Raw genomic sequence first — 22,392 nt, forward strand, 5'->3', positions numbered from 1 at the left:
CGCGCACGGTTATGGTTCGACCATTGCCCATGTGCATCCGCGGATGTGCATAACTATGCGTCCCTTGGAGAGGAAGATCGTGTCGCCGCTGCAGCGCCGTGTGCCCAGATGGGCCGAGCTGCGCCCCCTGCTGCAGGTCGAGGCCCCGTCGCTGCGACGCACCGAGAGCGCCCTGCGCCGCGCCGCGACCATCGAGGATCTCCGCCAGATCGCCCGGCGGCGCACCCCGCGCGCGGTGTTCGACTACGTCGATGGCGCGGCCGAGGGCGAGGTCTCGCTCGCCCGGTCCCGCCAGGCCTTCGCCGAGGTCGAGTTCCGCCCGCGCGTGCTGCGCGACGTGAGCCAGGTCGACGCGAGCGTCGACGTCCTGGGGGTGAGCAGCCCCATACCCCTCATCCTGGCGCCGACCGGCTTCACCCGGATGATGCACACGCAGGGGGAGTGGGCCGTGGCCACCGCGGCCGCCCGCGCCGGCATCCCCTACACGCTCTCCACGATGGGCACCGTCTCGGTGGAGGACCTCGCCACCGACGTGCCCGACGTGCAGCGCTGGTTCCAGCTCTACCTCTGGCAGGACCGGGAGGCCTCGCTGGCCCTCATCCGGCGCGCGGCCGCCGCCGGCTTCTCCACCCTGGTGCTGACCGTCGACACCCAGGTGGCCGGGCAGCGGCTGCGCGACGTGCGCAACGGCCTGACCGTGCCGCCACGGCTGACGGCCAAGACGCTGGGCGGCATGGCGCTCCACCCGCGGTGGTGGATGGACATGCTGACCAGCGAGCCGATCGAGTTCGCCTCGCTGCGCTCCTCCGGCGGCACCGTCGCCGACCTGGTGGACCGGATGTTCGACCCCGGCGTCACCATGCAGGACCTGGCGTGGCTTCGCTCGGAGTGGCCAGGCCGGATCGTGGTCAAGGGCATCCAGCACGCCGACGACGCCCGTGACCTGGTCGCGCTGGGCATCGACGGCCTGGTGATCTCCAACCACGGCGGACGACAGCTGGACCGCGCCGTCGCGCCGCTGGAGCTGCTGCCGGAGATCCGCGCCGCGGTCGGCCCGGACGTCCCCGTCCTGCTGGACGGCGGCGTGCTCAACGGCGCCGACGTCGTGGCCTCGGTCGCCCAGGGTGCCGATGCCGTCCTGGTGGGGCGCGCCTACCTCTACGGGCTCATGGCAGGGGGCCAGGAAGGCGTGGCCCGCGCGCTGGAGATCCTCACCACCCAGGTGCACCGCACCCTCAAGCTGCTCGGCGTGACCAGCGTGGCCGACCTCGGCCCCGACCACGCCCGGCTGCGAACCACCCCCTCCCACCACCCTTCTCGTCCCAGTGACACCCACCTGTAAGGAGCATCCATGAAGAGCACCATCAAGACCCTCGCCGCGACCAGCGCGCTGGCCCTCGTCCTCACCGCCTGCGGCGACGACGGCGGCTCCGGCGGCTCGGGCTCGACCGGGGACGGCGGCGAGGGCGGCCTGGTCGGCAGCGGCACGGGCGCCGAGTGCACCATCGAGCAGGCCGTCCCGGTCGGCGCGGCCCTGTCCCTGACCGGAGCGGCCGGCTCCTACGGCGCCTCCCAGAAGAACGGTCTGGAGCTTGCCGTCGAGAAGCTCGGCGAGACCGATGGCGTGAAGTACGACCTGAAGATCGAGGACGACCAGACCGACCCGCGCCAGGGCATCACCGTCTTCGAGGGCTTCACCGAGGACCGCAGCATCATCATCGGCCCCACCCTGTCCAACGGCGCCTTCCAGGCCCAGCCGATCGCCCAGGAGGCCAGCGTCCCCGTCCTGGCCATCTCCAACACGGCCGCCGGCATCACCGAGCAGGGCGACTACATCTTCCGCGACTCTCTCACCGAGGCCCAGGTCATCCCGCAGACCGTGGCCAAGTCCGTCGAGGTCTACGGCCTGGAGAAGGTCGTCGTCATGTACTCCAACGACGACGCCTTCACCGAGTCCGGCTACAAGGTCTTCGACGAGGCGCTCAAGGCCGAGGGCGTCGAGATCGCCGAGACGCTCACCTTCTCCAAGGCCGACACCGACTTCCGCGCCCTGCTCACCGAGGCCAAGGCGGCCGAGCCGGACGCCATCGTCGTCTCCGGCCTGATCGAGGCCGCGATCCCGCTGGTCACCCAGGCCCGCGAGCTGGGCATCGAGGTGCCGATCATCGGCGGCAACGGCTTCAACAACCCCAAGATGATGGCCGACGGCGGCGAGGCCGCCGAGGGCGTCGTCGTGGGTGCCGCCTGGAACTCCGCCTCCGAGGGCGAGCTCAACACCGCCTTCCTGGCCGACTACGAGGAGAAGTTCGGTGCCGCGCCCGACCAGTTCGCGGCCCAGGCCTACGCCGCCATGTTCATCATCGACGCGGCGGTCCGCTCCGGCTGCTCGGGCGAGCGCGACGCGATCAAGGAGGGCCTGGGCGGCATCAAGGACCTCGACACCGTCCTGGGCTCGGTCTCGATCAACGAGAACCGCGACGCCGAGCACCCGGCGGTGGTCCAGGTCATCGAGGGCGGCGCCTTCACCGTCCTGGACTGACGGCGGCCTGAACTGACCTGACGACATGCAGCAGCTGCTCAACGGCGTCTTCCTGGGCGCCATCTACGCCCTCTTCGCCATCGGCTTCACGCTGGTCTTCGGCATCCTGGACCGGCTAAACCTGGCCCACCCCGCCGTCTTCGCGGCTGCCGCGTTCATCGGCATCGAGTTGGTCACCGGGGGAGGGCTGTCCATCTGGATCGCCCTCCCCCTGGTGGCGCTCATCGGTGCCGTGCTCGGGTTGATCATCGAGCGGGTGGCCTTCCGCCCGCTCCGAGGACGACCTGACGCCCACTTCGGTGGCCTGATCTCCTCGATCGCGCTCGCCGGCATGTTCGGCGCACTCCTGCTCTGGCGCTACGGACCCGACACCCGACGCTTCCCTGCCGACACCTTCCCGGCGACGGCCTTGGAGGTGATGGGCGCCCGGGTGACGCTGCTCCAGGTCCTCATCCTGGCGATCTCCCTGCTGCTCATGGTCGGTCTGACCTGGCTCGTGGCCAGGACCCGGCTCGGCCGGGGCATGCGGGCGGTCGCCGAGAACCCGGAGGCGGCCACCGTCCTGGGCATCAACGTCAACCGGGTGACGGCCACCACCTTCGCGCTGTCCTCGGCCCTCGGTGCCGTCGCCGGTGCGCTGTTCGCGATGAACGTCAACTCCGCCCAGCTGGGGATGGGGACGGCGATCGAGCTCAAGGGCCTGGCGATCATCATCGTCGGCGGTATGGGGTCGCTGCCCGGAGCCCTGGTCGGTGGCCTGATCCTCGGGCTGGCCGAGGTCTTCGCGGTCCAGTACATCGGGTCCAGCTGGCGTGACCTGGTCGCCTTCGGTCTGCTCTTCCTGCTGCTGGTGCTGCGCCCGCAGGGGATCTTCGGCAGCAAGCGTGTGAGGGAGGTCTGATGAGCGAGTCCGTGCTGGTCTTCATCGCGCTCAACGCGATCCTGGCCTACTCCTTCTACGCCGTCCTCGTCGCCGGTCAGCTCAGCCTGGGCCAGGCCGGCTTCGCGGCCCTGGGAGGCTTCACGGCGGCGGCGATCACGCCCTCGCCCAACGACATCGGCGAGCTCCCGGCCCTGCTCCTGGCGATCGTCATCGGGATGGTGGTCGGCTCTCTGGCCGCGGTGGTCCTGGGGCTGCCCACGATGCACCTGCGCGGGGTCTTCCTGGCCATCGCCACCCTCGGTTTCGCCGAGGCCGTGCGGATCCTGCTCATCAACGCCGAGTGGACGGGTGGGGCCAACGGCATGTCGGTGCCCAAGGTGGTCACCGCCCCGATCGCCTGGATCGCGCTGGCGCTGGTCGCCTACTGGTTCTGGCGGCAGGGCCCCAGCCGCTTCGGCCGGGCCCTGACCGCGATCCGGGAGGACGAGCTGGCAGCCCGGGCGATGGGGATCGACGTCGGCAGGCACCGCCTCATGGCCTTCATCACCGCCGGTGCCGTGGCCGGGCTCTACGGCGTGCTGTGGGCCTACTTCATGCGACTCCTGGCGCCGGAGGACTTCGACTTCTCGCGGGCCATCGACGGCCTCGTGACCGCCGTGGTCGGTGGCTCGACCATGTGGCTGGGCCCGATCTTCGGCAGCGGCTTCCTGACGATGGTGCCCGAGATCCAGCGGGCGGTCGGCGTCGAGGCCGGCTGGGTGCGGCCCTTCCTGGCCAGCCTGCTCATGCTGCTCGTCATCCTCTTCCTGCCGGGCGGTATCGCCTCGCTCCTGCCGCGTCTGCGGCTGCGTCCCGCGACGGTCAGGGCGGCGACCGAGGGCGGACCTGCCGCGGACCGCGTGGGCCGCTCCCACCCCGAGGCGGGCACCCCGGTGGTCAAGGTGTCCGGCGGCAACAAGGACTACGGCGGCGTCCACGCGGTGCGGGATGTCGACCTGAGCATCGCCTCCGGCGAGGTCGTGGGACTCATCGGGCCCAACGGCGCGGGCAAGACGACCCTCGTCAACATGATCAGCGGCCTCGTCGCACCTTCCAGCGGCACCTTCGAGGTGCTCGGGACCACGCCGGGCCGGACCCCCGTCCACACCATCGCCAAGGCGGGCGTGAGCCGCACCTTCCAGCACTCCAAGCTCTTCCCGCGCCTGTCGGCGCTGGAGAACGTGCTCGTGGGGGCTCACGTGGTGAGCAGGCCGACCTTCCTGCGCCGACTCATCTGGCTGCCCAGCGCCCGCCGGGACGAGCAGGAGGCGCTGGCCCACGCCGCCATCTGCCTGGAGCGGGTCGGTCTGGCCGACAAGTCCGGGGTCGACGCCTCCGCGCTGTCCTACGGCGACCAGCGTCGTCTGGAGATCGGCCGGGCGCTGGCGTCCGATCCCTCCCTGCTGATCCTGGACGAGCCGGCCGCGGGCATGAATCATGTCGAGGCCCAGGCGCTGTCCGAGCTGATCGGCTCCCTGGCCCAGGAGGGTCTCACCATCCTGCTGATCGAGCACAACGTCGGCATGGTCATGCGCACCTGCGACCGCATCGTGGTGCTCAACTTCGGCGAGGTCATCGCGACCGGGACCCCGGAGCAGATCATGGACGACCCGGCCGTCGTCGAGGCCTACCTCGGCGGTGACGATTCTGGGGCAGGCGCCACGGCACCGGGTCCGACCGGCACGAGCGAGGAGAACCGATGAGCGACGACATCCTCGTGGTCGAGGACCTGACGGTCAGCTACGGACGCGTCCAGGCGGTCCGTGGGGTCAGCTTCACCGTCCCGCGCGGCGGCCTGGTGACCCTCGTCGGCGCCAACGGCGCCGGCAAGTCCTCCATCATCAACGCCGTCAGCGGCGTCGTGCGGCCTGCTGCCGGACGCATCACCTTCGACGGCACCGACGTGACCCGCACCCCGGCGCACGCCCTGGTGAAGGGCGGGCTCGTCCAGGTGCCGGAGGGCCGCCAGATCCTGTCCACGATGACCATCGAGGAGAACCTCCAGCTCGGCGCCTGGCACACCACGGGGGACCGGAAGGGCGAGGTCTACGAACGCTTCCCGGTCCTTCACGAGCGGCGGAACCTGCCCGCGGGCAGTCTCTCAGGCGGTGAGCAGCAGATGCTCGCCATCGGCCGTGCCCTCGTCGCCGAGCCGTCCCTGATGCTGCTCGACGAGCCGTCGATGGGTCTGGCGCCGAAGGTGGTGGACGAGGTCTTCCGGGTGATCGAGGAGATCCGGGCCAGCGGCACCAGTGTCCTGCTGGTCGAGCAGAACGCCCGCCGGGCGCTGCGGGCCGCCGACCACGGCTACGTCCTCTCCAGCGGGGAGATCGTGCAGTCGGGTCCGGCCGGCGAGCTGCTGCAGGACGAGGGGATCGTCGCCGCATACCTCGGCCTCGAGACGCACTGACACCTCCGGCCTACTCCTTCGAGCCTGACCGGCTGCTGAACATCCCCAGGAGGGGGGAGCCGGCGCCGACCAGGAAGCCGAAGTCGTACCAGTTCCCGGTGCGGGCCACGTCATACACGGGGAATCGTTCCCAGGCTCCGAAGACGTGAGCGATGAAGACCACCCAGGCGGTGATCCCGTTCCAGACGCCCCACAGCAGGTCTTGCCACCACATCGTCCGCTCCCTCCTCGGCCGAACCTCGGCTGCGCCCATCCTCCCACGGTGTCCGGCGGAGCAGCCGAGGGCCGGCGGCAGCTCGTGTCGCCGGTCCGCAGCAGAGCATGTCGCCGGTCGAACTGATGGGTGAGGTGCCCCTCGGCCCCAGATCGTCAGCCCACTGCTCTACCGTGGGCTGGTGCCTCGCCGTCGACGACGTCTCTCCGGCCCGCTGCCCGCGCGGGACGGTGTCGACGCCGCCCGGGTCCGGTTGCCTCGAAACCCTGTCCCACCTGCAACAACAGTGGTTGAACACCTCATCCGTCTCACCGGTGACGAGGAGGGGGTATGGGGCCGCGTCCGGGCGGGGGAGGTGCTCCTCTCCGCGGGTGGTCGGGTGAGCACGGTGCACGGTGGGACGCCCTACGCCCCGGGCGCGACCGCATACCTGTATCGGGACCTGCCGCACGAGGTGAGGGTGCCGGGGGAGGTGCGCATCCTCCTGCGCGACGACCAGACCGGGCTCCTGGCCGTCGACAAGCCGCCCTTCCTGGCGACGATGCCGCGGGGCGCCCACGTGGTGCAGACGGTGGTGGTGCGGCTGCGTCGGGAGCTGGACCTGCCTGAGCTGGCACCGGTCCACCGGTTGGACCGGCTCACCAGCGGGGTGCTGCTGCTGTCGATGCGTGCGGAGGTGCGGTCAACCTACCAGCGGATGGTCCAGGCGGGCGGGCTGGGCAAGACCTACGAGGCGCTGGCGCCGGTGCGGGACGACCTCGAGCTCCCGTGCACCGTGGCCGACCGGCTGGTCAAGCGCCGGGGCTCGCTGCAGACGGTGGTCGAGGACGGTCCGGTCAACGCGGTGACGCGGGTGGAGCTGGTCGGTCGGACCCAGCTGGGCGGTGGGCCGGGTGGCAGCGAGCTGGGCCGGGTCGGGCTGGGGCGCTACCGGCTGACCCCGACCACGGGCCAGACCCACCAGCTCCGGGTGCACCTGGCCGGGCTCGGCGTCCCGATCCACGGCGACCCGCTCTATCCCCGCGTGCGCGAGGTGGCGCCCGACGACTTCTCGACGCCGCTGCAGCTGCTCGCGCAGGAGGTGTCCTTCACCGATCCGGTCAGCGGTGCCCCGCGGCGGATCCGGTCCGCCCGGCGCCTGCCGGTCGAGGGTGCGGGGGAGAAGCTCAGCCGTTGAGGACGTTGGTGACGCCCGGCTCGGGCTCGCCGAGGATGGGGTCGCGCCCGCTGATCACGTCCCACGCCGCCTTGACCGCCGCCGCGCGCTCCCGCCACACGCCCCGGTCCCACTCGGCCCGGGAGAGGTCGCGGGCCGTCTCGTCGCCGACACCGATGACGTCGAGCCCGGTCGCGCGGCAGATCGCGACGGCCCGCGGCAGGTGGTAGGTCTGGGAGACGATCAGGGCCTGCTGCTCGCCGACCCCGAAGACCCGCCGGGCGCGCACGCACGTGTCGTAGGTGTCGCGCCCCGCGAAGTCCGGCACGACGTGCTCCTCCGGGATGCCGGCCGCCACGAGATAGGCACGCATCGCCGTCGGCTCGTCGTAGCTCGCCTCGGGGTTGGCGCCCGAAACCAGCACGACCTGCACCTTGCCCTCGTCGTAGAGCTCCCTGGCCACGTCGAGGCGGGCAGCGAGGTAGGGCGAGGGCGTCCCCGAGGCGTTGAGCCCGGCGCCCAGGACGATGGCGACGTCCCGCTGGGGCGCTTCGGCGGCGCCGACGACCCGGCCGGAGGAGGCGACCGCGACCCAGAGGTTGGGCACGACGGGGACGGCTAGCGCTGTCAGCAGCCCCGCTGCGAGGGCGACGCGGCGGAGGGTGCGCCCGCGCGAGCGACGGGTTGCCGTCCGAGAGGCGGGCCGGGGTGTGGCGCCAGGGCCGGGACGGTCGACGGACGACGGGCCGGGAGAGGTCACGCGAACGACGGCGGCGTCTTTGGGCGCGGCTCCTTGATGCGGACCATGCCCTCCTGGCCGACGGTCGCGAGCAAGGTGCCGTCAGCCGCATACATGTGCCCCAGACCCAGGCCACGACCGGACTGGGCGGAGGGGGAGGACTGGGTGTAGAGCACCCAGTCGTCGAAGCGGCCGGGCCGGTGGAACCACATCGAGTGGTCCAGGCTCGCCGGACGCAGGCGCGGGTCGCCCCAGCCGATGCCGTGCTTGCGCAGGATCGGCTCGAGCAGGGTGTAGTCCGAGGCGTAGGCCATGATCGCCGCGTGCAGCAGCGGGTCGTCCGGCAGCTCGCGGGGGATGCGCATCCAGACCGACTGCTCGCTGGGCCCGGGCTCGCCTGAGCTGAGCAGAAGCGGCTCGACGTGGCGGATCTCGACCGGCCGGGTGCGTGCCGTCAGCCGAGCGACCGGGTGCTCGATGCGCTCCAGGATCTCCTTGTCCGAGCGCAGGGAGTCGGGGGCGGGCACGTCCGGCATCGGGAGGTGGTGCTCCAGGCCGCCGGCGTCCTCCTGGAAGGACATGATGATCGACATCAGGATCCGGCCGTCCTGGATGGCGTGCACCCGCCGCGCGCTGAAGCTGCGGCCGTCACGCATCCGCTCGACGAGGAAGCGCAGCGGCCGGTTGGCGTCGCCGGGGCGCAGGAAGTAGCCGTGCATCGAGTGGATGTGCCGCTCCTGCGGCTCGGTGTCGGAGCCGTCCTCGACCGGGGTCACGGTGCGCCCCGCGGCGACGACGCACTGGGCCAGGACCTGGCCGCCGAAGACCCGGCCGTGCGGCATCGGTTGGCTCTTGCCGACGAACACGTCACCAGCGGAGTCGGACAGGTCCTCGCCGATGCCCTCCGGGGAGGCGACGTGGATCGTGGTCTCACCCTCCCGCTTCAGGTCGAGCACGTCCAGGAGGTCGTCGATCGGGTCGAGCTGAGGTGCGTCGGTCACCTGCCAGAGCCTAGTGGAGGTCCTGGGTATGCGGTGCACGCCCGGCTCGGTCTTCGCCGCCACCGATGAGTCCGCGCGGTGGGGAGCGTCTCTACCATCGTGACGACCGACGAGCGTGGGAGACCGATCATGCCGACCGCACGACGCAGCACCGAGCTGTGGGAGTTGGTGCGCAGGGAGCGGGCCGCGCTCCTGGCGGACCTGGAGGAGCTCGACCCTGCGGGCTGGGCGGCCCCGACGCTGTGCCCGAGTTGGACGGTCGAGGACGTCGTGGCCCACCTCACCGCGGCCGCGAGCACCGGCCGGGTCGCGTGGCTGCGCAGCATGCTCGCCGCCCGGTTCGACCCCGCCGTCCACAACGCGCGCCGGCTGGCCGAGCAGAAGGGCCCGTCCCCGGACGAGACGCTGGCGCGCTTCCGGGCGGCCATGGACAGCCGCACCGCAGCCTCGGGGCACGTGCCGGCCTGGCTGGGCGAGGTCGTCGTGCACGCCCAGGACATCCGCCGGCCCCTCGGGCTGGGCACGACGCCGTCGCCCGAGGCGACGTTGGAGGTGGCCCGCTTCTTCGCCCGGCAGGACTTCGCGGTCAACAGCGCGTCCGCGGTGAAAGGCCTGAGGATGGAGGCCACCGACGGCGACTTCTCCTCCGGCGACGGGCCGCTGGTGCAGGGGCCGATCCTGGCCCTGGTCATGGGGATGGCGGGGCGCGCCGCATACCTGGAAGAGCTGCGCGGCCCTGGCGTGGAGGTGCTCCGGGGCCGTCTGGGCTGAGCGGGGTCCCGCCACCGGGGCCGGGCCTCAGCGCGCAGGAGACGCTGTCAGCCCGGGCTGCTGACGGTGATCCCCACTCTGAGGGCAGCATCGGCCAGCTCTTGGTCGTAAGTGACGATCTCGTCGGCCTCGATGCGCAGGGCGGTGGACAGGTGCAGGGCATCTGCCGACCTGAGCCCCCACCGTGAGGTGGCCGCGCGGACAAGGTCGTCGCGAGTCAGGTCGACCAACGCGATGCTGTCGAGCACGAGGTTGACCGAAACGGGGTGCAGGAAACCACGACGGTCAGCCGCGCAGTGCAGCTCGGTGAAGAGCAGCATGGACGACACCAACACACTTCCTGGGGCCATCAGATCGCGCGCGAGACCGTCCGACTCCGCCTCCTGCACGAGCAGCTTGAGCGCGGCAGAGGTGTCCAGGTAGCGGAGCGTCTCAGTAGGCGCCACGGATGTCTGCCAGGATCTCCCCAACCGAGTCCGCGCTCTCGACCCGCGTCAGGGCGGTGAGGTCTGCCCTCGTCCCCGCCGGCTTTCCCCCACCTGCGGCCAGGATCTGATCGAGCACCCGCGCGGGAGTGGGCGGGGAGATGATCGCGGCGGGAACGCCGTGGTTGGTCACCTCGAAACTCTCCCCGGCCGCCACCCGCGCCAGGATCCTGCTGCTGTTGTTGCGCAGCTCGCGGTGGGGGATGGACTCCATGCCGCTCGAGTGTAGCAACCGTCGCAATTCGCGTGTGCGGGTCGACAGGTCTGTCTCGCGCATCAAGCCGTGGCCTCCTCGGGCCCGCCGCCATCGACCAGGTAGTAGAACTCGTTCAGGCGCCTGCGGACCACGGTGCCCGCGGGAATCTCGCGAGCCACGCCTCGCATGTAGGCGAGCAACTGCTCCAGAAGAGGATCTGTCGAGCCCGGTGGATGAGTGGCCGCGTCCAACCATCCGCCGACGACGAGGCTGGAGCGCAGCGCCTCCCGCACCTCATCCTCGGTGAGCGGTGACTCGATCGAGACCGCAGTGGTCGTCCCTCGGTGCGAACTCATGCCGGCGAATCCCCGGCCGCAACCGCAGCCCCCGTCCGGGTCCCGCCGGTCGCGCCCGCAGGGCTCCTGCATGTAGACGAGCTCGCCCTCAATGCAGAAGTCGTAGTCCCCCTCCACCTGCCCGTTGGTCTCGCTCGTGGCAACCAAGATGCGCATGTCCCCTCCAGTCCTCGGACCCCTTGTCCGATGTGTGCACGACACTAGGAGGGACCACTGACAAGCCGCCCTGTTTCGTCCCTCGCTCGTGTCCTCGACGCCCTGTCAGCCGACGATGATCACATCGAGGGTGCGCGGACCGTGCACACCCTCCACCCGGTTGAGCTCGATGTCGCTGGTGGCGCTGGGGCCGCTGATCCAGGTCAGGGCGCGCTGCGGGTCGAGCAGGGCGACGGCGTGGGGGACGTCGTGGACGACCTGGTCGGCCCGGACGACGCAGACGTGCTGGTCCGGGACGAGCGTGAGCAGCCGGCGGCCCTGGTCGGGGGTGTGGTCCAGCACGATCGTGCCCGTGGTGGCGATGCCGACGCTGGCCGCGGTGACCACGGCGTCCACCTCGTCCAGCTGCGCCGCGGTGAGGGCCTCGTCGGAGACGATCCGCACGCCGCTGTCCTGCAGGGGGGCGATCCACGCGGCCTCGAGCCCGTCGGGGACGACGACCGAGTGGGCGTGCGCCCGCGCCAGGGCCGCCGCGACCTCGCCGGCCACCCCCGCCTCGTCGCAGCGCACGACCGTGGCGCGGTAGTCGGCCACGTTCTCGGCGAACAGCTCCAGCGTCGCCTCCACGCCGGGGGACTCGACCGCGATGAAGGGCACCTCCCCGCGGTCGCCGACGGGCGAGGTCACGTCGGCGGTGGCCTTGCGCAGCCGTCCCAGGATCTCGTCGCGCGCGCTCACCGGCCCTGCTCCTCTCCATACCCGTCCTTCGTGGTGGGCGAAGGCGACGGCGAGTCGCCGCGCGTCCGCCTCCACCACTGGCGGAAGGTCTCCTTCGGGGGCGAGGGCGCGTCCCGGGCCTGGGTCCAGGCGCCCAGGCCGGGCACGCTGCGGATCGTCCGCCCACCCAGAGCCTTCCCGCCGAGCGTCGCAGCCCGCTGGGCCGCCTCCAGCCGCCGGTGGTCGGCGAAGGTCCAGGCGGCGGCCTTCATCGCCAGCGCCTCCGGCGTCCGCCGCGAGCCCTCGTCGACGACCTTGGTGCGCAGGTCGACCAGCAGCGAGGGGATGTCGATCCGCACCGGGCAGGCCTCGAAACAGGCCCCGCACAGCGAGCTGGCGTAGGGCAAGGACTTGTCGATCGCCGAGCCCGTCCCGCGCAGCTGCGGGTTAAGGACCGCCCCGATCGGGCCGGGGTAGACCGAGCCGTAGGCGTGCCCGCCGGCCCGCTCGTAGACCGGGCAGACGTTCAGACACGCGGAGCAGCGGATGCAGCGCAGCGCCTGCCGACCGAGCTCGTCCTCCAGCACCCGGCTGCGGCCGTTGTCCAGGAGCACCACGTGGACCTCCTGCGGGCCGTCGCCGGGGGTGACACCGGTCCACATCGAGGTGTAGGGATTCATCCGCTCGCCCGTGCTCGAGCGCGGCAGCAGCTGCAGCATCGTCCCCAGGTCGGCGAAGGTCGGCAGCACCTTCTCCACGCCGACCACCGAGATCAACGTCTCCGGCAGCGTCAGGCACATCCGTCCGTTGCCCTCGGACTCGACCACCACCAGCGTGCCGGTGTCCGCGATCGCGAAGTTGGCCCCCGAGATCGCGACCTTGGCGCGCAGGAACTTCTCGCGCAGGTGCAGCCGCGCGGCCTCGGCCAGGCGCGGCGGGTCGTCGGTGAGGTCCTCCGGGGCCGCCCGCCCCACGTCCCCCATCTCGCGCAGGAAGATCTCGCGGATCTCGGCGCGGTTGCGGTGGATGGCCGGCACCAGGATATGGCTGGGCCGGTCGTGCCCGAGCTGGACGATCAGCTCGGCCAGGTCGGTCTCCCAGGCGCTGATCCCGGCCTCCTCGAGCGCCTCGTTGAGCTCGATCTCCTGGGTCGCCATCGACTTGACCTTGACGACCTCGTCGGTCTCCTTGGCCCGGACCAGGTCCACGACGATCCGGTTGGCCTCCTCGGCGTCGCGCGCCCAGTGCACGGTCGCGCCCCGGGCGGTGAGATTGGCCTCCAGCTGCTCCAGGTAGTGGGGCAGGTGGTGCAGCGCCTCGTCCTTGGCGGCGGCGCCCGCCACGCGCAGGTCCTCCCACGCATCGACCTCGCCGACGACCAGCGCCCGCTTGCCGCGGATCGTCGCGGTCGCGTGCGCGAGGTTGCGGCGCTGCTGGGTATTGGCCAGGGCCTCGCGCGCCGCGCTCGGGAAGGAGGGCATCCCGACGAAGGTGGCGCTGGTCCGCTGCGCGGGGCTCGCGTCACTCGTCCGGGTCCCGTCGGGGTATGCGGTGGGGCCGGTTCCGACGTCTCCCGTCGGCAGGTCCGGGCTCGCCTGGGTCTCGGTCATGCCGGGTCCTCCTCGGTCGAGGCCAGGATCTGGGCCAGGTGCAGGGTGCGCACGCCCGAACGCTGGCGGCCGAGCACGCCACCGATGTGCGCCAGGCAGGAGTTGTCGCCGGCCACCAGCACCTCGGCGCCCGTCTCGCGCACGTGCCGGGCCTTGTCGGCGCCCATCGCGATCGAGGTGTCGGCGTTCTTGACCGCGAAGGTGCCGCCGAAGCCGCAGCACTCCGTGGCGTTGGGCAGGTCGACCAGGTCGATGCCCCGCACCTCACGAAGCAGCCGGAGCGGGCGGTCGCCCACGTGCAGCATCCGCAGCGAGTGGCAGGTCGGGTGGTAGGTCACCCGGTGCGGGAAGTAGGCGCCGACGTCGGTCACCCCGAGCACGTCCACGATGAACTCGGACAGCTCGTAGACCTTCTTCGCTGTGGTCTCGACCTCTGCCTCCAGCCCGCGGTCGCCCGCCCGGCGGGCGAGCATCGGGTGCTGTTCCCGGATCGAGCCGACGCAGGAGCCCGAGGGCGCGACCACATACTCGTAGGAACTGAAGACGTCGACGAAGGAACGGACGAGAGGAGCCGCCTCCTCCGCATACCCCGTGTTCGTGAACATCTGCCCGCAACAAGTCTGGGCGCGCGGGAACTCGACCGTGCACCCGAGGCGTTCGAGGAGGGCCACCGTGGCCCGAGGTGCTTCGGGCCACATCGTGTCGTTGAAGCAGGTGGCGAAGAGCGCCACCCGAGGCGCGGTCGTCATCGAGCTCCCTTCGGGCAGTGGGCGGATCGAATGGTCCGACCATTGGCTGCGGCTCACTGTAAGGCTACACTCGCACGGACGTCAAGAGCAGGAGGGTGCATGGGCGACGCGGCCGCGCCGAAGGCCTACGAGGTGGTCGTCGGCTGGATCGAGGAGCGCATCCTCGCAGGCACGCTGGCGGTGGGCGACAGCCTGCCGGCCGAGCGCGACCTGGCGACCCAGCTCGGGGTGAGCCGGTCCGCCGTGCGCGAGGCAGTCCGCACTCTCCAGGCGCAAGGGGTCCTGCAGTCCAGCGTGGGCGCCGGGGCGGCCGGGGGCACCCGCGTCACGGCGATGTCCTCCGGTGCGCTCACCCGCCTGCTGCGGGTGCACGTCGCGCTGGCGCACTTCCCGCTCGAGGACGTCCTCGAGGTGCGCGTGGCGCTGGAGCGGCTGAGCGTGCGGCTGGCGGCGGAGGGGGCAAGCGCCGAGCAGCTGGAGGGGCTGCGCGGGCGTCTCGCGGACCTGCGGTCGGCCCGGACCCGCACCGAGTTCAACGACGCCGACACCGCCTTCCACGTCGCGGTCGCCGAGGCCGCCGGCAACCGGCTGGCCGCCGAGACCACGATCGCGATCCGCGAGTCGGTGCGGGGGCCGCTGATGGACCGCTTCGCCTCCCTCGACGAGGCCGCGTGGGCGAAGCTGAGCCAGGAGCTGAACGCCGAGCACCAGGCCATCCTCGACGCGATCGAGGCGGGTGACGCGGCGGCGGGGGAGGTCGTCATGGAGGAGCACGTGCGCACCGCCTGGTCGCGTTTGGAGGTGGCCGAGCAGTGAGCGCTGCGTTGTCGGGGGTCCCCGAGGTCGCCAGGATCTACCCGATCACGGTGCGGTGGTCGGACATGGACGCCTACGCCCATGTCAACAACGTGCAGTACCTCCGCTTCTTCGAGGAGGCGCGGGTCTACGCCTTCAAGGACTGGTTCGGGGCCGACCGGGACCTCATCAACGAGGGCATGCTCGTGGTCTCCCAGGCGATCGACTACCTCCTGCCGATGGGCTTCGCCTACGCGCCCGCGCGCGTGGCCGTGTGGTGCAGCGACGTGGGCGCAGCCAGCTTCGAGCTGGGGTATGCGGTTGCCGGGCCTGAGGGGGACGACACCGTCTATGCGCGTGGTCGGGTCACGCTGGTGGCCTACGACCTGGAGGGAGCGCGGCCGCGCCGGCTCGGCGCGCCCGAGCGCGAGGCGCTCGCCGCGGTCCGGGCCGAGGCGCCGGTGCTGCGCGGCGACAAGAAGGCGCGTTGAGCAGGGATGACCTCTCCCCAGAGCGCTGTCCTCACCTTTCCCGACGTCGAGTCGTTGGCCGACCTGGGCACCTATGTCGCCCGGGCCAAGGGCCTGGACCCCGACGGTGCGATGCGCCTGCAGGCGGTGGGCGAGGTGCTGGCGGCCTGGACCTGCGCGGTGCCCGGGCAGGGGCTGATGCGCAGCGGGCTGGTGCTGGCGCTGCGGACGATGCCGTTGGCCGGGGCGCACGAGCTGGACGTCACGGTGCCGCTCGGGGGGCTCAGCGACCGGTTCGCGCGGCGGTCGGCGACGGGGGAGACGGGCACGTCCCTGCCGGTGCCGCCCACCACGGTCTCGCCGCAGTGGGCAGGGGTGACGCCGCCCCGTGGCGGGTGGGAGCCGGTGGGTGAGGTCTCGACGGAGGCCCTCCACGCCGCCGCCGAGCAAGGCATCGCCGAGATCGCCCAGGGTGCCCCGGAAGGGGCCGGCTCTGCCGCGGTGGCGATGCTGCGGGCACGCGTCTGGGCGCGGGAGATCGAGGGTGGCGCCGCGGCCGGTGCCGGGCTCGCCGTCAAGGTGCTGGGCTTCGCCCGCGCTGGTGATGGGCAGGTCGCCCGGGTCTTCCGCAGCGGCGCCTGGACCCGGGTCAGCCTCCCGGCCGGCCACGTCCTGACCCGGTAGCGAACTCCGCCCCGACGCGCCGGGTCGCGACGGGGGCGGGCGCGCGGCACAGTGGGGGCATGCCCAAGACGGACAAGAACGACGAGCCGATCAAGGAAGAGCTGCCCTCGACGCTGGAGCGCTCGGACAAGAAGGCTCAGGAGACCTTCGCCAAGACCTACGACTCGGCGATGGAGCAGTACGACGACGAGGGCCGCGCCCACGCCACCGCGTGGAGCGCGGTGAAGCACACCCATGAGAAGGTCGGCGACCACTGGGAGCCCAAGGACGAGCCGGGCCCCTCGGACGCGCGCGCAGAGAAGGGCGGGCTCAACGACGAGGAGTCGGCCGAGGGGGTGGATGCCAATGCGACGAAGGAGCACCTCCTGGAGGTCGCGCGGCGCCTGCACGTCGAGGGGCGGTCCACGATGACCAAGGACGAGCTGGTCGAGGCGATCCAGAAGGCCAATGACGCCGCCACCGCCCGGGCCCGGGGCGACTGAAACCGGGGAGCTGGGTCAGGGAGGCCGGCGCTGGCTGGTGTCGGGGTGCAGGGCGACGAAGAGTGACCAGGGCTCGGCCTCGGGGTCGCGGGGACGGTCGTGGAACTCCCGCAGCAGCTCGAAGAGGCGGGTGCGGAACTCCGTCATCTCCTCCTCGGGCAGCCGCAGCGCCATACGAGTCATCGCTTTGTGCTCCTCCGGGACCCGCTCCACCTCGGCCAGGAAGGCCTCGAGCATCGAGCTGGTGCCGATCGGGGTGCGGGTGTACCAAGACTTCCCCGTCGCCCGGTAGGGGATCTCCCGGGCCCCTCGGCGTCCACGACGCGGCTCCAGCGCCTCGAGGTATCCCGTGTCCACCAGGGTCCGGACGTGGTGCAGGACCGTCGCCGGGTTCTTCTCCAGCGCCTCGGCGATCTCCCTGTTGCTCAGCGGCTCGTCCAGGCACAGCCGCAGGATGCGCAGGCGCAGTCCGGAGGCGAGCGCGCGGGCCTCTGCGTCGGTGGCCTCACGCTCGACGTGGTCCCGGACGTGGGAGGGGAGGTCCCCGGAGGCGAGCGGGTGCTGCATACCCAGAGAGTCTGTCACGAAAGTGATTGAGGACTCTCAATCACTTGTGTCATCATGCACCCATGACCCGCCCCACCGCCCCGCAGACCCGTGCCGGGCTGTGGGGGCACCACGACTTCCGGCAGCTGTGGATGGGCGACACCGTCTCCGTCTTCGGGGCGCAGTTCGTCGGCTTCGCGCTGCCACTGGTCGCGGTGCAGCTGCTCGGCGCGGACGCCTTCCAGATGGGGCTGCTGGCGACCCTGGAGTCCCTCGCCTTCCTCCTCATCAGCCTGCCCGCCGGCGCGTGGGTGGACCGCTGGCGCAAGAAGGTCGTCATCGTCGCCGGCGACCTGCTGCGTGCGGGTTTGCTGCTCACCCTGCCGCTGGCGTGGCTGATGGACACGCTGACGCTCGTGCAGCTGTATGTCGTGGCGACCCTGGTCGGGGTGATCACGGTCTTCTTCGACGTCGCCAACCAGTCCTACCTGCCGGAGATCGTCGACGGCGACCAGATCGCGGACGGCAACGGCAAGTTGCAGGCCAGTCAGCAGGTCGCAGGGGTCGTGGGGCCGGCCGCCGCGGCCGCGCTGGTGCGGTGGATCGGCTCGCCGCTGACGATCCTGGTGACCTCCGTGTGCATGGCGCTGTCGTCGCTGTTCATCAGCCGGATCCGGCACCGGGAGTCCGACCCCGACCCGGAGCAGCGTCGCCCGTTGCTGGCCGAGATCCGCGAAGGCCTGGGCTTCGTGCTCTCCCAGCCTCTGCTGCGGCGGATCGTGGCGTGCACCGGGCTGACCAACCTGGCGACCTCGGCGATCTTCGCGCTGTTCGTGCTCTACGCGCTCACGAGCCTCGGGCTGCGGGAGACCACGCTGGGTCTGATCATGTCCTCCGGCGCCGTCGGCGGCATCGTCGGCGCGGTCAGCTCGACGCGCTTCGCACGGATCGTGGGGGAGGGGACGGCGATCCCGCTCGCGGCGCTGGTGGGTGGCATCGCGATCTTCGCCGTGCCCCTGGCGACGGTGCTGCCGGCGGTGCCGACCCTCCTGGTCGGGATGTTCCTGATGTCCTGGAGCATGGTCGTCTACAACGTCGCCCAGGTCAGCTTTCGTCAGCGGCTGTGCCCCAAGCCGCTGCTGGGTCGGATGAACGCCTCGATCCGGTTCCTGGTCTGGGGGCCGATGCCGATCGGGGCCTTCGTGGGTGGGCTGCTCGGCCGGCAGCTGGGGATCGTGCCGACGCTGTGGATCTTCTGCGTGGTGTGCCTGGCGGCCGTGCTGCCGGTGCTGCTCTCCCCGCTCCTGGGGATGCGCCAGCTGCCGAGGGAGCTCGACGCGCTGTCGCCCTAACGCGTTCGCGCCTCACGGCGTGAGGGGTATGCGGCGTCAGTCCCGGATCCTGAACTCCTGGTCAGAACCGCCCGCGACCTCGTAGGACCACAGTTCGGCCGAGGTGCCGACCGGGCCACGCCCGCTCTCCTGCGCCTCCCCGTGCCCCTCCTCGGGTCGCGATGCCATGCCGGTCCCGGGGTCCGCCGGACGTCCGCCGTGGCCCTGGGCGAAGCTGCGCGAGGTGGTCCAGGCCTGGAAAGACTCCTCGTCGGCCCAGCGGGTGAGGACGAGCCAGACCTGGCGATCGTCGGTGGGGCGAAGGAGCTCGAAACCCTCGAAACCCGGCTGCCCGTCGACCGCGCCGGCCCTGGCCGCGAAGCGTCGGGCGAGCTCGTCGCCGCTGTCGGCGGGGACGGTGATGGCGTTGATCTTGACGATGCTCATGTCCCCATCCTCACCCAATACCCTCGATCCATGGACGCCGCCCTCCTGACGAATATCGCCCTGGTCCTGCTGTTCGTGCTGATCGGCGGCGTCTTCGCGGCCACCGAGATGGCGATCGTGTCGCTGCGGCCCTCCCAGGTCGACGACATCGAGCGCACCAGCAGCAACGGTCCGAGGATCGCCCGGCTCGTGCGCGACCCCAACACCTTCCTGTCGGCGGTCCAGGTCGGGGTCACCGTCGCGGGCTTCTTCTCCTCGGCGTTCGGCGGCGCCACGATCGCGCCCTACGTGGCGACCTGGCTCGAGGGGCTGGGGGTGGGTGACGGGCTGGCCGACACCCTCGCCCTGGTGCTGATGACGCTGCTGATCGCCTACGCCTCGCTGGTGCTGGGCGAGCTGGTGCCCAAGCGGCTGGCGATGCAGCGCTCGGCGGGGTTCACCAAGGTCCTCGCGCCGCCGCTGGGGATCTTCGCGACCATCCTCACCCCGGTCATCTGGCTGTTGTCCGCCTCCACCAACCTGGTCGTGCGGCTGCTCGGCGGCGACCCGAGCGCCACCAACGAGGAGATGTCCATCGAGGAGCTGCGCCGCGTCGTCGAGGACAACCGCGACCTGCGGCCCTACAGCCGCGAGATCCTCGCCGACGTCTTCCGGGCCAGCGAGCGCAACCTCGGTGACGTGCTGCGGCCCCGCCCCGACGTCGACTTCCTGCACGCCGAGCAGTCGGTCGAGGAGGTCGAGGAGTTCATCCGCACCTCCGGGCGCAGCCGCTACCCGGTGACCGGCGAGAGCGTCGACGACATCCTCGGCTTCGTCCACATCCGCGACATGCTCACCATCGACGACGACAAGAGGGCGGGCGTGCGGGTCGGGGACCTCGTCCGCGACATCATCGCCCTGCCGATCACCAAGAACGTCCTGCCCACGCTGCGCCTGCTGCGCGACAGCCAGCAGCACCTGGCCCTGGTCGTCGACGAGCACGGCGGGACCGAGGGGATCGTGACGATCGAGGACCTGATCGAGGAGCTGGTCGGGGAGATCTACGACGAGTACGACACCGACCCCGACCCCGAGGACTCCCTCGTCCGCCAGGGCGGCAGCGCCCAGGTCTCCGGCGCGCTGATCATCGAGGAGCTCGAGGACGCGCTCGGGCTGGAGCTGCCCAGGGGAGGCTACGAGACGGTCGCCGGGCTGGTCCTGGCGCGGCTGGGCCGGATGGCCGAGGTCGGTGACGAGGTGGTCGTCGACGGCGTCCGCCTGGAGGTCGTCGCGCTCGAGGGCGTCCGGATCACGCAGGTGCTGGTCACCCGCGAGGCTCCGGGCGCCGAGGCGGCCGACGACGCCTGACGCCGACGCCGACCCGGCAGCGCGACCGCCGGCCGACGACGCCTGACGCTCAGGCCAGCCAGACCGTGGTGTCCTGCCCGACCCGGCCCCGGTCCAGCCGGCCCGAGCAGAGCAGCACCTCGGCCCCCTCGGGCAGCTCGACCGGCTCCTCGCCCAGGTTGGCGATGACGGTCACCGGCGTGCCGTCCTCCCGCGCGTTGACGAAGGCGACCACGTCTGCCGCATACCCCTCGAGCCAGGTGAGCCCGCCGACGCCGAGGTCGTGCTCGCGCCGCAGCCGCAGCATCTCCCGGTAGGTCTCCAGGGTCGAGCCGGGCACGCCCTCCTGCCGGTCGACCGCCAGCGGCCCGTAGGTCAGCGGCTGGGGCAGCCACGGGCTCCCGTCCGGCTCGGGGCCGAAGCCGTAGGACGGCTCGCCCGCGACCCAGGGGAGGGGTATGCGGCATCCGTCACGTCCCAGCTCCTCACCCTGCGTGCGGTGGAAGGCCGGGTCCTGGCGGACGTGGTCGGGCAGCGCGGTGTGGTCGGGCAGCCCGAGCTCCTCGCCGTTGTAGATGTAGGCCGACCCGGGCAGCGCGAGCATGAGGGCGGTGGCGGCGCGGGCGCGGCGCAGGCCGAGCGTGGCGTTGGGCTGGACGCTCCCGGCCCCGATGCCGTTGGGGCGCACGGTGCCGACCGGCAGGCCGAGGCGGGTCGCGTGACGCACGACGTCGTGGTTGGACAGCACCCAGGTCGTCGGCGCACCGACCGCGTCGGCGGCCTCGACGGAGTCGTCGATCACCTCGCGCAGATCCGCTGCGCGCCAGGCGACCTCGAGGAAGTGGAAGTTGAAGGCCTGGTGCATCTCGTCGGGGCGCACGAAGCGCATCGTGCGCTCCAGGGACGGCAGCCAGGCCTCGGCGCACAGGATCCGGTCCTGGCCCGGGTCGCCGGTGGTGTTGTACTCCTCCACGATGCGGCGCCAGCGGCGGTAGACCTCGTGCACGCCCTCCTGGTCGAACATCGGGCCGCGCTTGGCGTGCGTCGGGTCCTCGGGGTCGCCGGTGCCGGCCATCACCGGCTTGCCGTGCCAGTCGGGCAGCCCGGCCTCCTTGACCAGCGAGTGGGCCACGTCCACCCGGAAGCCGTCGACGCCCCGGTCCAGCCAGAAGCGCAGGATCGAGTCGAACTCCTCGATCACCTCCGCGTTGTCCCAGTTGAGGTCGGGCTGGCTGGAGTCGAAGAGGTGGAGATACCACTCGCCGGGCGTCCCGTCCGGGTCGTCCACGCGCGTCCAGGCCCGACCGCCGAAGATCGAGACCCAGTTGTTCGGCGGCTCGTCGCCCTCAGGGCCCTTGCCGGGGCGGAACATGTAGCGCTCGCGCTCAGGCGAGCCCGGCCCGGCGGCCAGCGCGGCCTGGAACCACGCGTGCTGGTCGCTGGTGTGGTTGGGGACCAGGTCGATGAGGATCTTGATGCCCACCGCGTGCGCCCGGGCGATCAGCTCGTCGGCGTCGGCGAGGGTCCCGAAGAGCGGGTCGATGTCGCGATAGTCGGTGACGTCATAGCCCGCGTCCTTCATCGGGGAGACGTAGAACGGGCTGATCCAGATCGCGTCGACGCCGAGCCCGGCCAGGTAGTCCAGGCGCGAGGTGATCCCCGGCAGGTCGCCGACCCCGTTGCCGTCGCCGTCGGCGAAGCTGCGCGGATAGACCTGGTAGATGACGGCGTGCCGCCACCAGGGTGCATCGTGGGACTGCGGGGCGTGCGGGCTCGAGGGGGTCACGACCGTCGAGGGTATGCGGTGTGGCCGGGGTGGGTGCAAACCGTCACCTCCCGCGCAGACCGTGTCGCCGGTCAGGGGCAGAGTGTGTCGCCGGTCAGGCCTCGGGGTCGTCCAGGGTGTTGACCATCGCCTGGGCGGCGTGGGCCATGTAGGCGCGCATCTGGTGCTCGTCCATGACGTCGAGGCGGTCGGTGATGGAGTCGATGGCGGCGTTCATGTGGTGCAGCCAGCGGTCGCGCTGGGTGGGGGTCACGGCATAGGGCACGTGACGCATCCGCAGGCGCGGGTGGCCACGGTTCTCCGAGTAGGTGGTCGGACCGCCCCAGTACTGCTCCAGGAACAGGCGCAGGCGCTCCTCGGCCGGGCCGAGGTCCTCCTCCGGGTAGAGAGCCTTCAGCGGCGGATCCTGCGCGACGCCGCGGTAGAACTCGCGCACCAGCCGCTCGAAGGTCTCGTGGCCGCCGATCCGCTCGAAGAAGGTCTGCTGGGGCACGCGGCCGCCCT

General features: G+C 71.6%; 26 protein-coding genes. 13 read left to right on the top strand and 13 right to left on the bottom strand.

All coding sequences use genetic code 11. The features are described from left to right. Window positions 1–79: 79 nt before the first annotated feature. Genes ACTMMA_RS01015 through ACTMMA_RS01035 form a run of 5 tightly spaced genes read left to right on the top strand, consistent with a single transcriptional unit; the run spans window position 80 to window position 5,871 of the window. Window positions 80–1,342 carry an alpha-hydroxy acid oxidase gene (locus ACTMMA_RS01015; protein WP_441188232.1) on the top strand — a complete coding sequence of 421 codons (1,263 nt, stop codon included), beginning with the start codon at window positions 80–82 and terminating at the stop codon, window positions 1,340–1,342. A gap of 9 nt (window positions 1,343–1,351) precedes the next feature. Continuing rightward, window positions 1,352–2,539 carry an ABC transporter substrate-binding protein gene (locus ACTMMA_RS01020; protein ID WP_441188233.1) on the top strand — a complete coding sequence of 396 codons (1,188 nt, stop codon included), beginning with the start codon at window positions 1,352–1,354 and terminating at the stop codon, window positions 2,537–2,539. A gap of 25 nt (window positions 2,540–2,564) precedes the next feature. Beyond that, window positions 2,565–3,440 (top strand): branched-chain amino acid ABC transporter permease, encoded by an 876-nt coding sequence (locus ACTMMA_RS01025; RefSeq protein WP_441188234.1) that lies wholly within the window; start codon window positions 2,565–2,567, stop codon window positions 3,438–3,440. After that, entirely contained in the window at window positions 3,440–5,164 is a 1,725-nt protein-coding gene (locus ACTMMA_RS01030; RefSeq protein WP_441188235.1) for a branched-chain amino acid ABC transporter ATP-binding protein/permease, read from the top strand. Before ACTMMA_RS01025 ends, ACTMMA_RS01030 begins: the two co-directional genes overlap by 1 nt. Continuing rightward, window positions 5,161–5,871 carry an ABC transporter ATP-binding protein gene (locus ACTMMA_RS01035; RefSeq protein WP_441188236.1) on the top strand — a complete coding sequence of 237 codons (711 nt, stop codon included), beginning with the start codon at window positions 5,161–5,163 and terminating at the stop codon, window positions 5,869–5,871. Before ACTMMA_RS01030 ends, ACTMMA_RS01035 begins: the two co-directional genes overlap by 4 nt. A 10-nt stretch (window positions 5,872–5,881) precedes the next feature. Here ACTMMA_RS01035 and ACTMMA_RS01040 read toward each other — a convergent pair whose 3' ends face one another. After that, window positions 5,882–6,085, bottom strand: a complete 204-nt coding sequence (locus tag ACTMMA_RS01040) for a hypothetical protein (RefSeq protein WP_441188237.1) — start codon at window positions 6,083–6,085, stop codon at window positions 5,882–5,884. A gap of 286 nt (window positions 6,086–6,371) precedes the next feature. Here ACTMMA_RS01040 and ACTMMA_RS01045 point away from each other — a divergent pair, with 286 nt between their 5' ends. Next, entirely contained in the window at window positions 6,372–7,262 is an 891-nt protein-coding gene (locus tag ACTMMA_RS01045) for a pseudouridine synthase (protein WP_441188238.1), read from the top strand. On the opposite strand, the gene ACTMMA_RS01050 is transcribed toward ACTMMA_RS01045, so the two are convergent. Together ACTMMA_RS01050 and ACTMMA_RS01055 are read right to left on the bottom strand one after the other, a co-directional pair. Next, entirely contained in the window at window positions 7,252–7,848 is a 597-nt protein-coding gene (locus tag ACTMMA_RS01050) for a SanA/YdcF family protein (protein ID WP_441188239.1), read from the bottom strand. The genes ACTMMA_RS01045 and ACTMMA_RS01050 overlap by 11 nt on opposite strands. A gap of 149 nt (window positions 7,849–7,997) precedes the next feature. Then, window positions 7,998–8,981, bottom strand: a complete 984-nt coding sequence (locus ACTMMA_RS01055; RefSeq protein ID WP_441188240.1) for an acyl-CoA thioesterase — start codon at window positions 8,979–8,981, stop codon at window positions 7,998–8,000. A 129-nt stretch (window positions 8,982–9,110) separates the two neighbouring features. Here ACTMMA_RS01055 and ACTMMA_RS01060 point away from each other — a divergent pair, with 129 nt between their 5' ends. Then, on the top strand, window positions 9,111–9,752 hold the full coding sequence (locus ACTMMA_RS01060; protein WP_441188241.1) for a maleylpyruvate isomerase family mycothiol-dependent enzyme: 642 nt from the start codon (window positions 9,111–9,113) through the stop codon (window positions 9,750–9,752). Between the two features lie 47 nt (window positions 9,753–9,799). On the opposite strand, the gene ACTMMA_RS01065 is transcribed toward ACTMMA_RS01060, so the two are convergent. The 6 genes from ACTMMA_RS01065 to ACTMMA_RS01090 all read right to left on the bottom strand — a co-directional run bounded on the left by ACTMMA_RS01065 (window position 9,800) and on the right by ACTMMA_RS01090 (window position 14,021). Continuing rightward, a complete protein-coding gene (locus ACTMMA_RS01065) occupies window positions 9,800–10,198 on the bottom strand; it encodes a type II toxin-antitoxin system VapC family toxin (protein WP_441188242.1) in 399 nt (132 codons plus the stop codon). Then, window positions 10,185–10,451 (bottom strand): type II toxin-antitoxin system Phd/YefM family antitoxin, encoded by a 267-nt coding sequence (locus tag ACTMMA_RS01070; protein ID WP_441188243.1) that lies wholly within the window; start codon window positions 10,449–10,451, stop codon window positions 10,185–10,187. The genes ACTMMA_RS01065 and ACTMMA_RS01070 overlap by 14 nt, the downstream gene beginning before the upstream one ends. A gap of 62 nt (window positions 10,452–10,513) precedes the next feature. Continuing rightward, window positions 10,514–10,945 carry a DUF7715 family protein gene (locus ACTMMA_RS01075; RefSeq protein ID WP_441188244.1) on the bottom strand — a complete coding sequence of 144 codons (432 nt, stop codon included), beginning with the start codon at window positions 10,943–10,945 and terminating at the stop codon, window positions 10,514–10,516. 105 nt (window positions 10,946–11,050) lie between these two features. Further along, on the bottom strand, window positions 11,051–11,683 hold the full coding sequence (locus ACTMMA_RS01080; protein WP_441188245.1) for a LutC/YkgG family protein: 633 nt from the start codon (window positions 11,681–11,683) through the stop codon (window positions 11,051–11,053). Beyond that, on the bottom strand, window positions 11,680–13,143 hold the full coding sequence (locus tag ACTMMA_RS01085) for a LutB/LldF family L-lactate oxidation iron-sulfur protein (RefSeq protein WP_441188435.1): 1,464 nt from the start codon (window positions 13,141–13,143) through the stop codon (window positions 11,680–11,682). The genes ACTMMA_RS01080 and ACTMMA_RS01085 overlap by 4 nt, the downstream gene beginning before the upstream one ends. A gap of 125 nt (window positions 13,144–13,268) precedes the next feature. Beyond that, the gene (locus tag ACTMMA_RS01090; protein WP_441188246.1) at window positions 13,269–14,021 is read right to left on the bottom strand and encodes a (Fe-S)-binding protein; all 753 of its coding nucleotides are present in this window, start codon (window positions 14,019–14,021) and stop codon (window positions 13,269–13,271) included. A 99-nt stretch (window positions 14,022–14,120) separates the two neighbouring features. On the opposite strand from ACTMMA_RS01090, the gene ACTMMA_RS01095 reads away from it, so the two are divergent. The 4 genes from ACTMMA_RS01095 to ACTMMA_RS01110 are packed head-to-tail and all read left to right on the top strand — an operon-like array spanning window position 14,121 to window position 16,452. Next, window positions 14,121–14,837 (top strand): FadR/GntR family transcriptional regulator, encoded by a 717-nt coding sequence (locus ACTMMA_RS01095; protein WP_441188247.1) that lies wholly within the window; start codon window positions 14,121–14,123, stop codon window positions 14,835–14,837. After that, a complete protein-coding gene (locus ACTMMA_RS01100; protein WP_441188248.1) occupies window positions 14,834–15,307 on the top strand; it encodes an acyl-CoA thioesterase in 474 nt (157 codons plus the stop codon). The genes ACTMMA_RS01095 and ACTMMA_RS01100 overlap by 4 nt, the downstream gene beginning before the upstream one ends. 6 nt (window positions 15,308–15,313) lie before the next feature. Further along, the gene (locus ACTMMA_RS01105) at window positions 15,314–15,970 is read left to right on the top strand and encodes a DUF8185 domain-containing protein (RefSeq protein WP_441188249.1); all 657 of its coding nucleotides are present in this window, start codon (window positions 15,314–15,316) and stop codon (window positions 15,968–15,970) included. 59 nt (window positions 15,971–16,029) lie between these two features. Beyond that, window positions 16,030–16,452, top strand: a complete 423-nt coding sequence (locus ACTMMA_RS01110; protein WP_441188250.1) for a ChaB family protein — start codon at window positions 16,030–16,032, stop codon at window positions 16,450–16,452. A gap of 15 nt (window positions 16,453–16,467) precedes the next feature. On the opposite strand, the gene ACTMMA_RS01115 is transcribed toward ACTMMA_RS01110, so the two are convergent. Next, window positions 16,468–17,037 carry an ArsR family transcriptional regulator gene (locus ACTMMA_RS01115; protein WP_441188251.1) on the bottom strand — a complete coding sequence of 190 codons (570 nt, stop codon included), beginning with the start codon at window positions 17,035–17,037 and terminating at the stop codon, window positions 16,468–16,470. A gap of 44 nt (window positions 17,038–17,081) precedes the next feature. Here ACTMMA_RS01115 and ACTMMA_RS01120 point away from each other — a divergent pair, with 44 nt between their 5' ends. Then, on the top strand, window positions 17,082–18,350 hold the full coding sequence (locus tag ACTMMA_RS01120) for an MFS transporter (protein WP_441188252.1): 1,269 nt from the start codon (window positions 17,082–17,084) through the stop codon (window positions 18,348–18,350). A gap of 36 nt (window positions 18,351–18,386) precedes the next feature. Here ACTMMA_RS01120 and ACTMMA_RS01125 read toward each other — a convergent pair whose 3' ends face one another. Next, window positions 18,387–18,776: an antibiotic biosynthesis monooxygenase family protein gene (locus ACTMMA_RS01125; RefSeq protein WP_441188253.1), complete on the bottom strand. Its 390-nt coding sequence runs from the start codon at window positions 18,774–18,776 to the stop codon at window positions 18,387–18,389. Window positions 18,777–18,806: 30 nt separating this feature from the next. Between ACTMMA_RS01125 and ACTMMA_RS01130 the strand changes: the two genes are divergently transcribed. Further along, the gene (locus tag ACTMMA_RS01130) at window positions 18,807–20,123 is read left to right on the top strand and encodes a hemolysin family protein (RefSeq protein ID WP_441188254.1); all 1,317 of its coding nucleotides are present in this window, start codon (window positions 18,807–18,809) and stop codon (window positions 20,121–20,123) included. Between the two features lie 49 nt (window positions 20,124–20,172). Here the strand turns inward: ACTMMA_RS01130 and ACTMMA_RS01135 are convergent, their stop codons facing one another. Both ACTMMA_RS01135 and ACTMMA_RS01140 read right to left on the bottom strand, forming a co-directional pair. After that, window positions 20,173–21,888, bottom strand: coding sequence for a glycoside hydrolase family 13 protein (locus ACTMMA_RS01135; RefSeq protein ID WP_441188255.1), 1,716 nt, complete (start codon window positions 21,886–21,888; stop codon window positions 20,173–20,175). A 94-nt stretch (window positions 21,889–21,982) separates the two neighbouring features. Continuing rightward, complete coding sequence (locus tag ACTMMA_RS01140; RefSeq protein WP_441188436.1) at window positions 21,983–22,381, bottom strand: globin; 399 nt, start codon at window positions 22,379–22,381, stop codon at window positions 21,983–21,985. Between the last annotated feature and the right edge of the window lie 11 nt (window positions 22,382–22,392).

Source organism: Ornithinimicrobium panacihumi, assembly GCF_052073805.1.
Taxonomy (GTDB): domain Bacteria; phylum Actinomycetota; class Actinomycetes; order Actinomycetales; family Dermatophilaceae; genus Ornithinicoccus; species Ornithinicoccus panacihumi.

Excerpts from the sequence above, each read along its gene's own strand:
- ACTMMA_RS01020 (WP_441188233.1), top strand. The coding sequence starts at position 1,352 with ATGAAGAGCACCATCAAGACCCTCGCCGCGACCAGCGCGCTGGCCCTC.
- ACTMMA_RS01025 (WP_441188234.1), top strand. The coding sequence starts at position 2,565 with ATGCAGCAGCTGCTCAACGGCGTCTTCCTGGGCGCCATCTACGCCCTC.
- ACTMMA_RS01030 (WP_441188235.1), top strand. The coding sequence starts at position 3,440 with ATGAGCGAGTCCGTGCTGGTCTTCATCGCGCTCAACGCGATCCTGGCC.
- ACTMMA_RS01035 (WP_441188236.1), top strand. The coding sequence starts at position 5,161 with ATGAGCGACGACATCCTCGTGGTCGAGGACCTGACGGTCAGCTACGGA.
- ACTMMA_RS01040 (WP_441188237.1), bottom strand. The coding sequence starts at position 6,085 with ATGTGGTGGCAAGACCTGCTGTGGGGCGTCTGGAACGGGATCACCGCC.
- ACTMMA_RS01060 (WP_441188241.1), top strand. The coding sequence starts at position 9,111 with ATGCCGACCGCACGACGCAGCACCGAGCTGTGGGAGTTGGTGCGCAGG.
- ACTMMA_RS01070 (WP_441188243.1), bottom strand. The coding sequence starts at position 10,451 with ATGGAGTCCATCCCCCACCGCGAGCTGCGCAACAACAGCAGCAGGATC.
- ACTMMA_RS01075 (WP_441188244.1), bottom strand. The coding sequence starts at position 10,945 with ATGCGCATCTTGGTTGCCACGAGCGAGACCAACGGGCAGGTGGAGGGG.
- ACTMMA_RS01085 (WP_441188435.1), bottom strand. The coding sequence starts at position 13,143 with ATGCCCTCCTTCCCGAGCGCGGCGCGCGAGGCCCTGGCCAATACCCAG.
- ACTMMA_RS01090 (WP_441188246.1), bottom strand. The coding sequence starts at position 14,021 with ATGACGACCGCGCCTCGGGTGGCGCTCTTCGCCACCTGCTTCAACGAC.
- ACTMMA_RS01095 (WP_441188247.1), top strand. The coding sequence starts at position 14,121 with ATGGGCGACGCGGCCGCGCCGAAGGCCTACGAGGTGGTCGTCGGCTGG.
- ACTMMA_RS01105 (WP_441188249.1), top strand. The coding sequence starts at position 15,314 with ATGACCTCTCCCCAGAGCGCTGTCCTCACCTTTCCCGACGTCGAGTCG.
- ACTMMA_RS01110 (WP_441188250.1), top strand. The coding sequence starts at position 16,030 with ATGCCCAAGACGGACAAGAACGACGAGCCGATCAAGGAAGAGCTGCCC.
- ACTMMA_RS01120 (WP_441188252.1), top strand. The coding sequence starts at position 17,082 with ATGACCCGCCCCACCGCCCCGCAGACCCGTGCCGGGCTGTGGGGGCAC.
- ACTMMA_RS01125 (WP_441188253.1), bottom strand. The coding sequence starts at position 18,776 with ATGAGCATCGTCAAGATCAACGCCATCACCGTCCCCGCCGACAGCGGC.
- ACTMMA_RS01130 (WP_441188254.1), top strand. The coding sequence starts at position 18,807 with ATGGACGCCGCCCTCCTGACGAATATCGCCCTGGTCCTGCTGTTCGTG.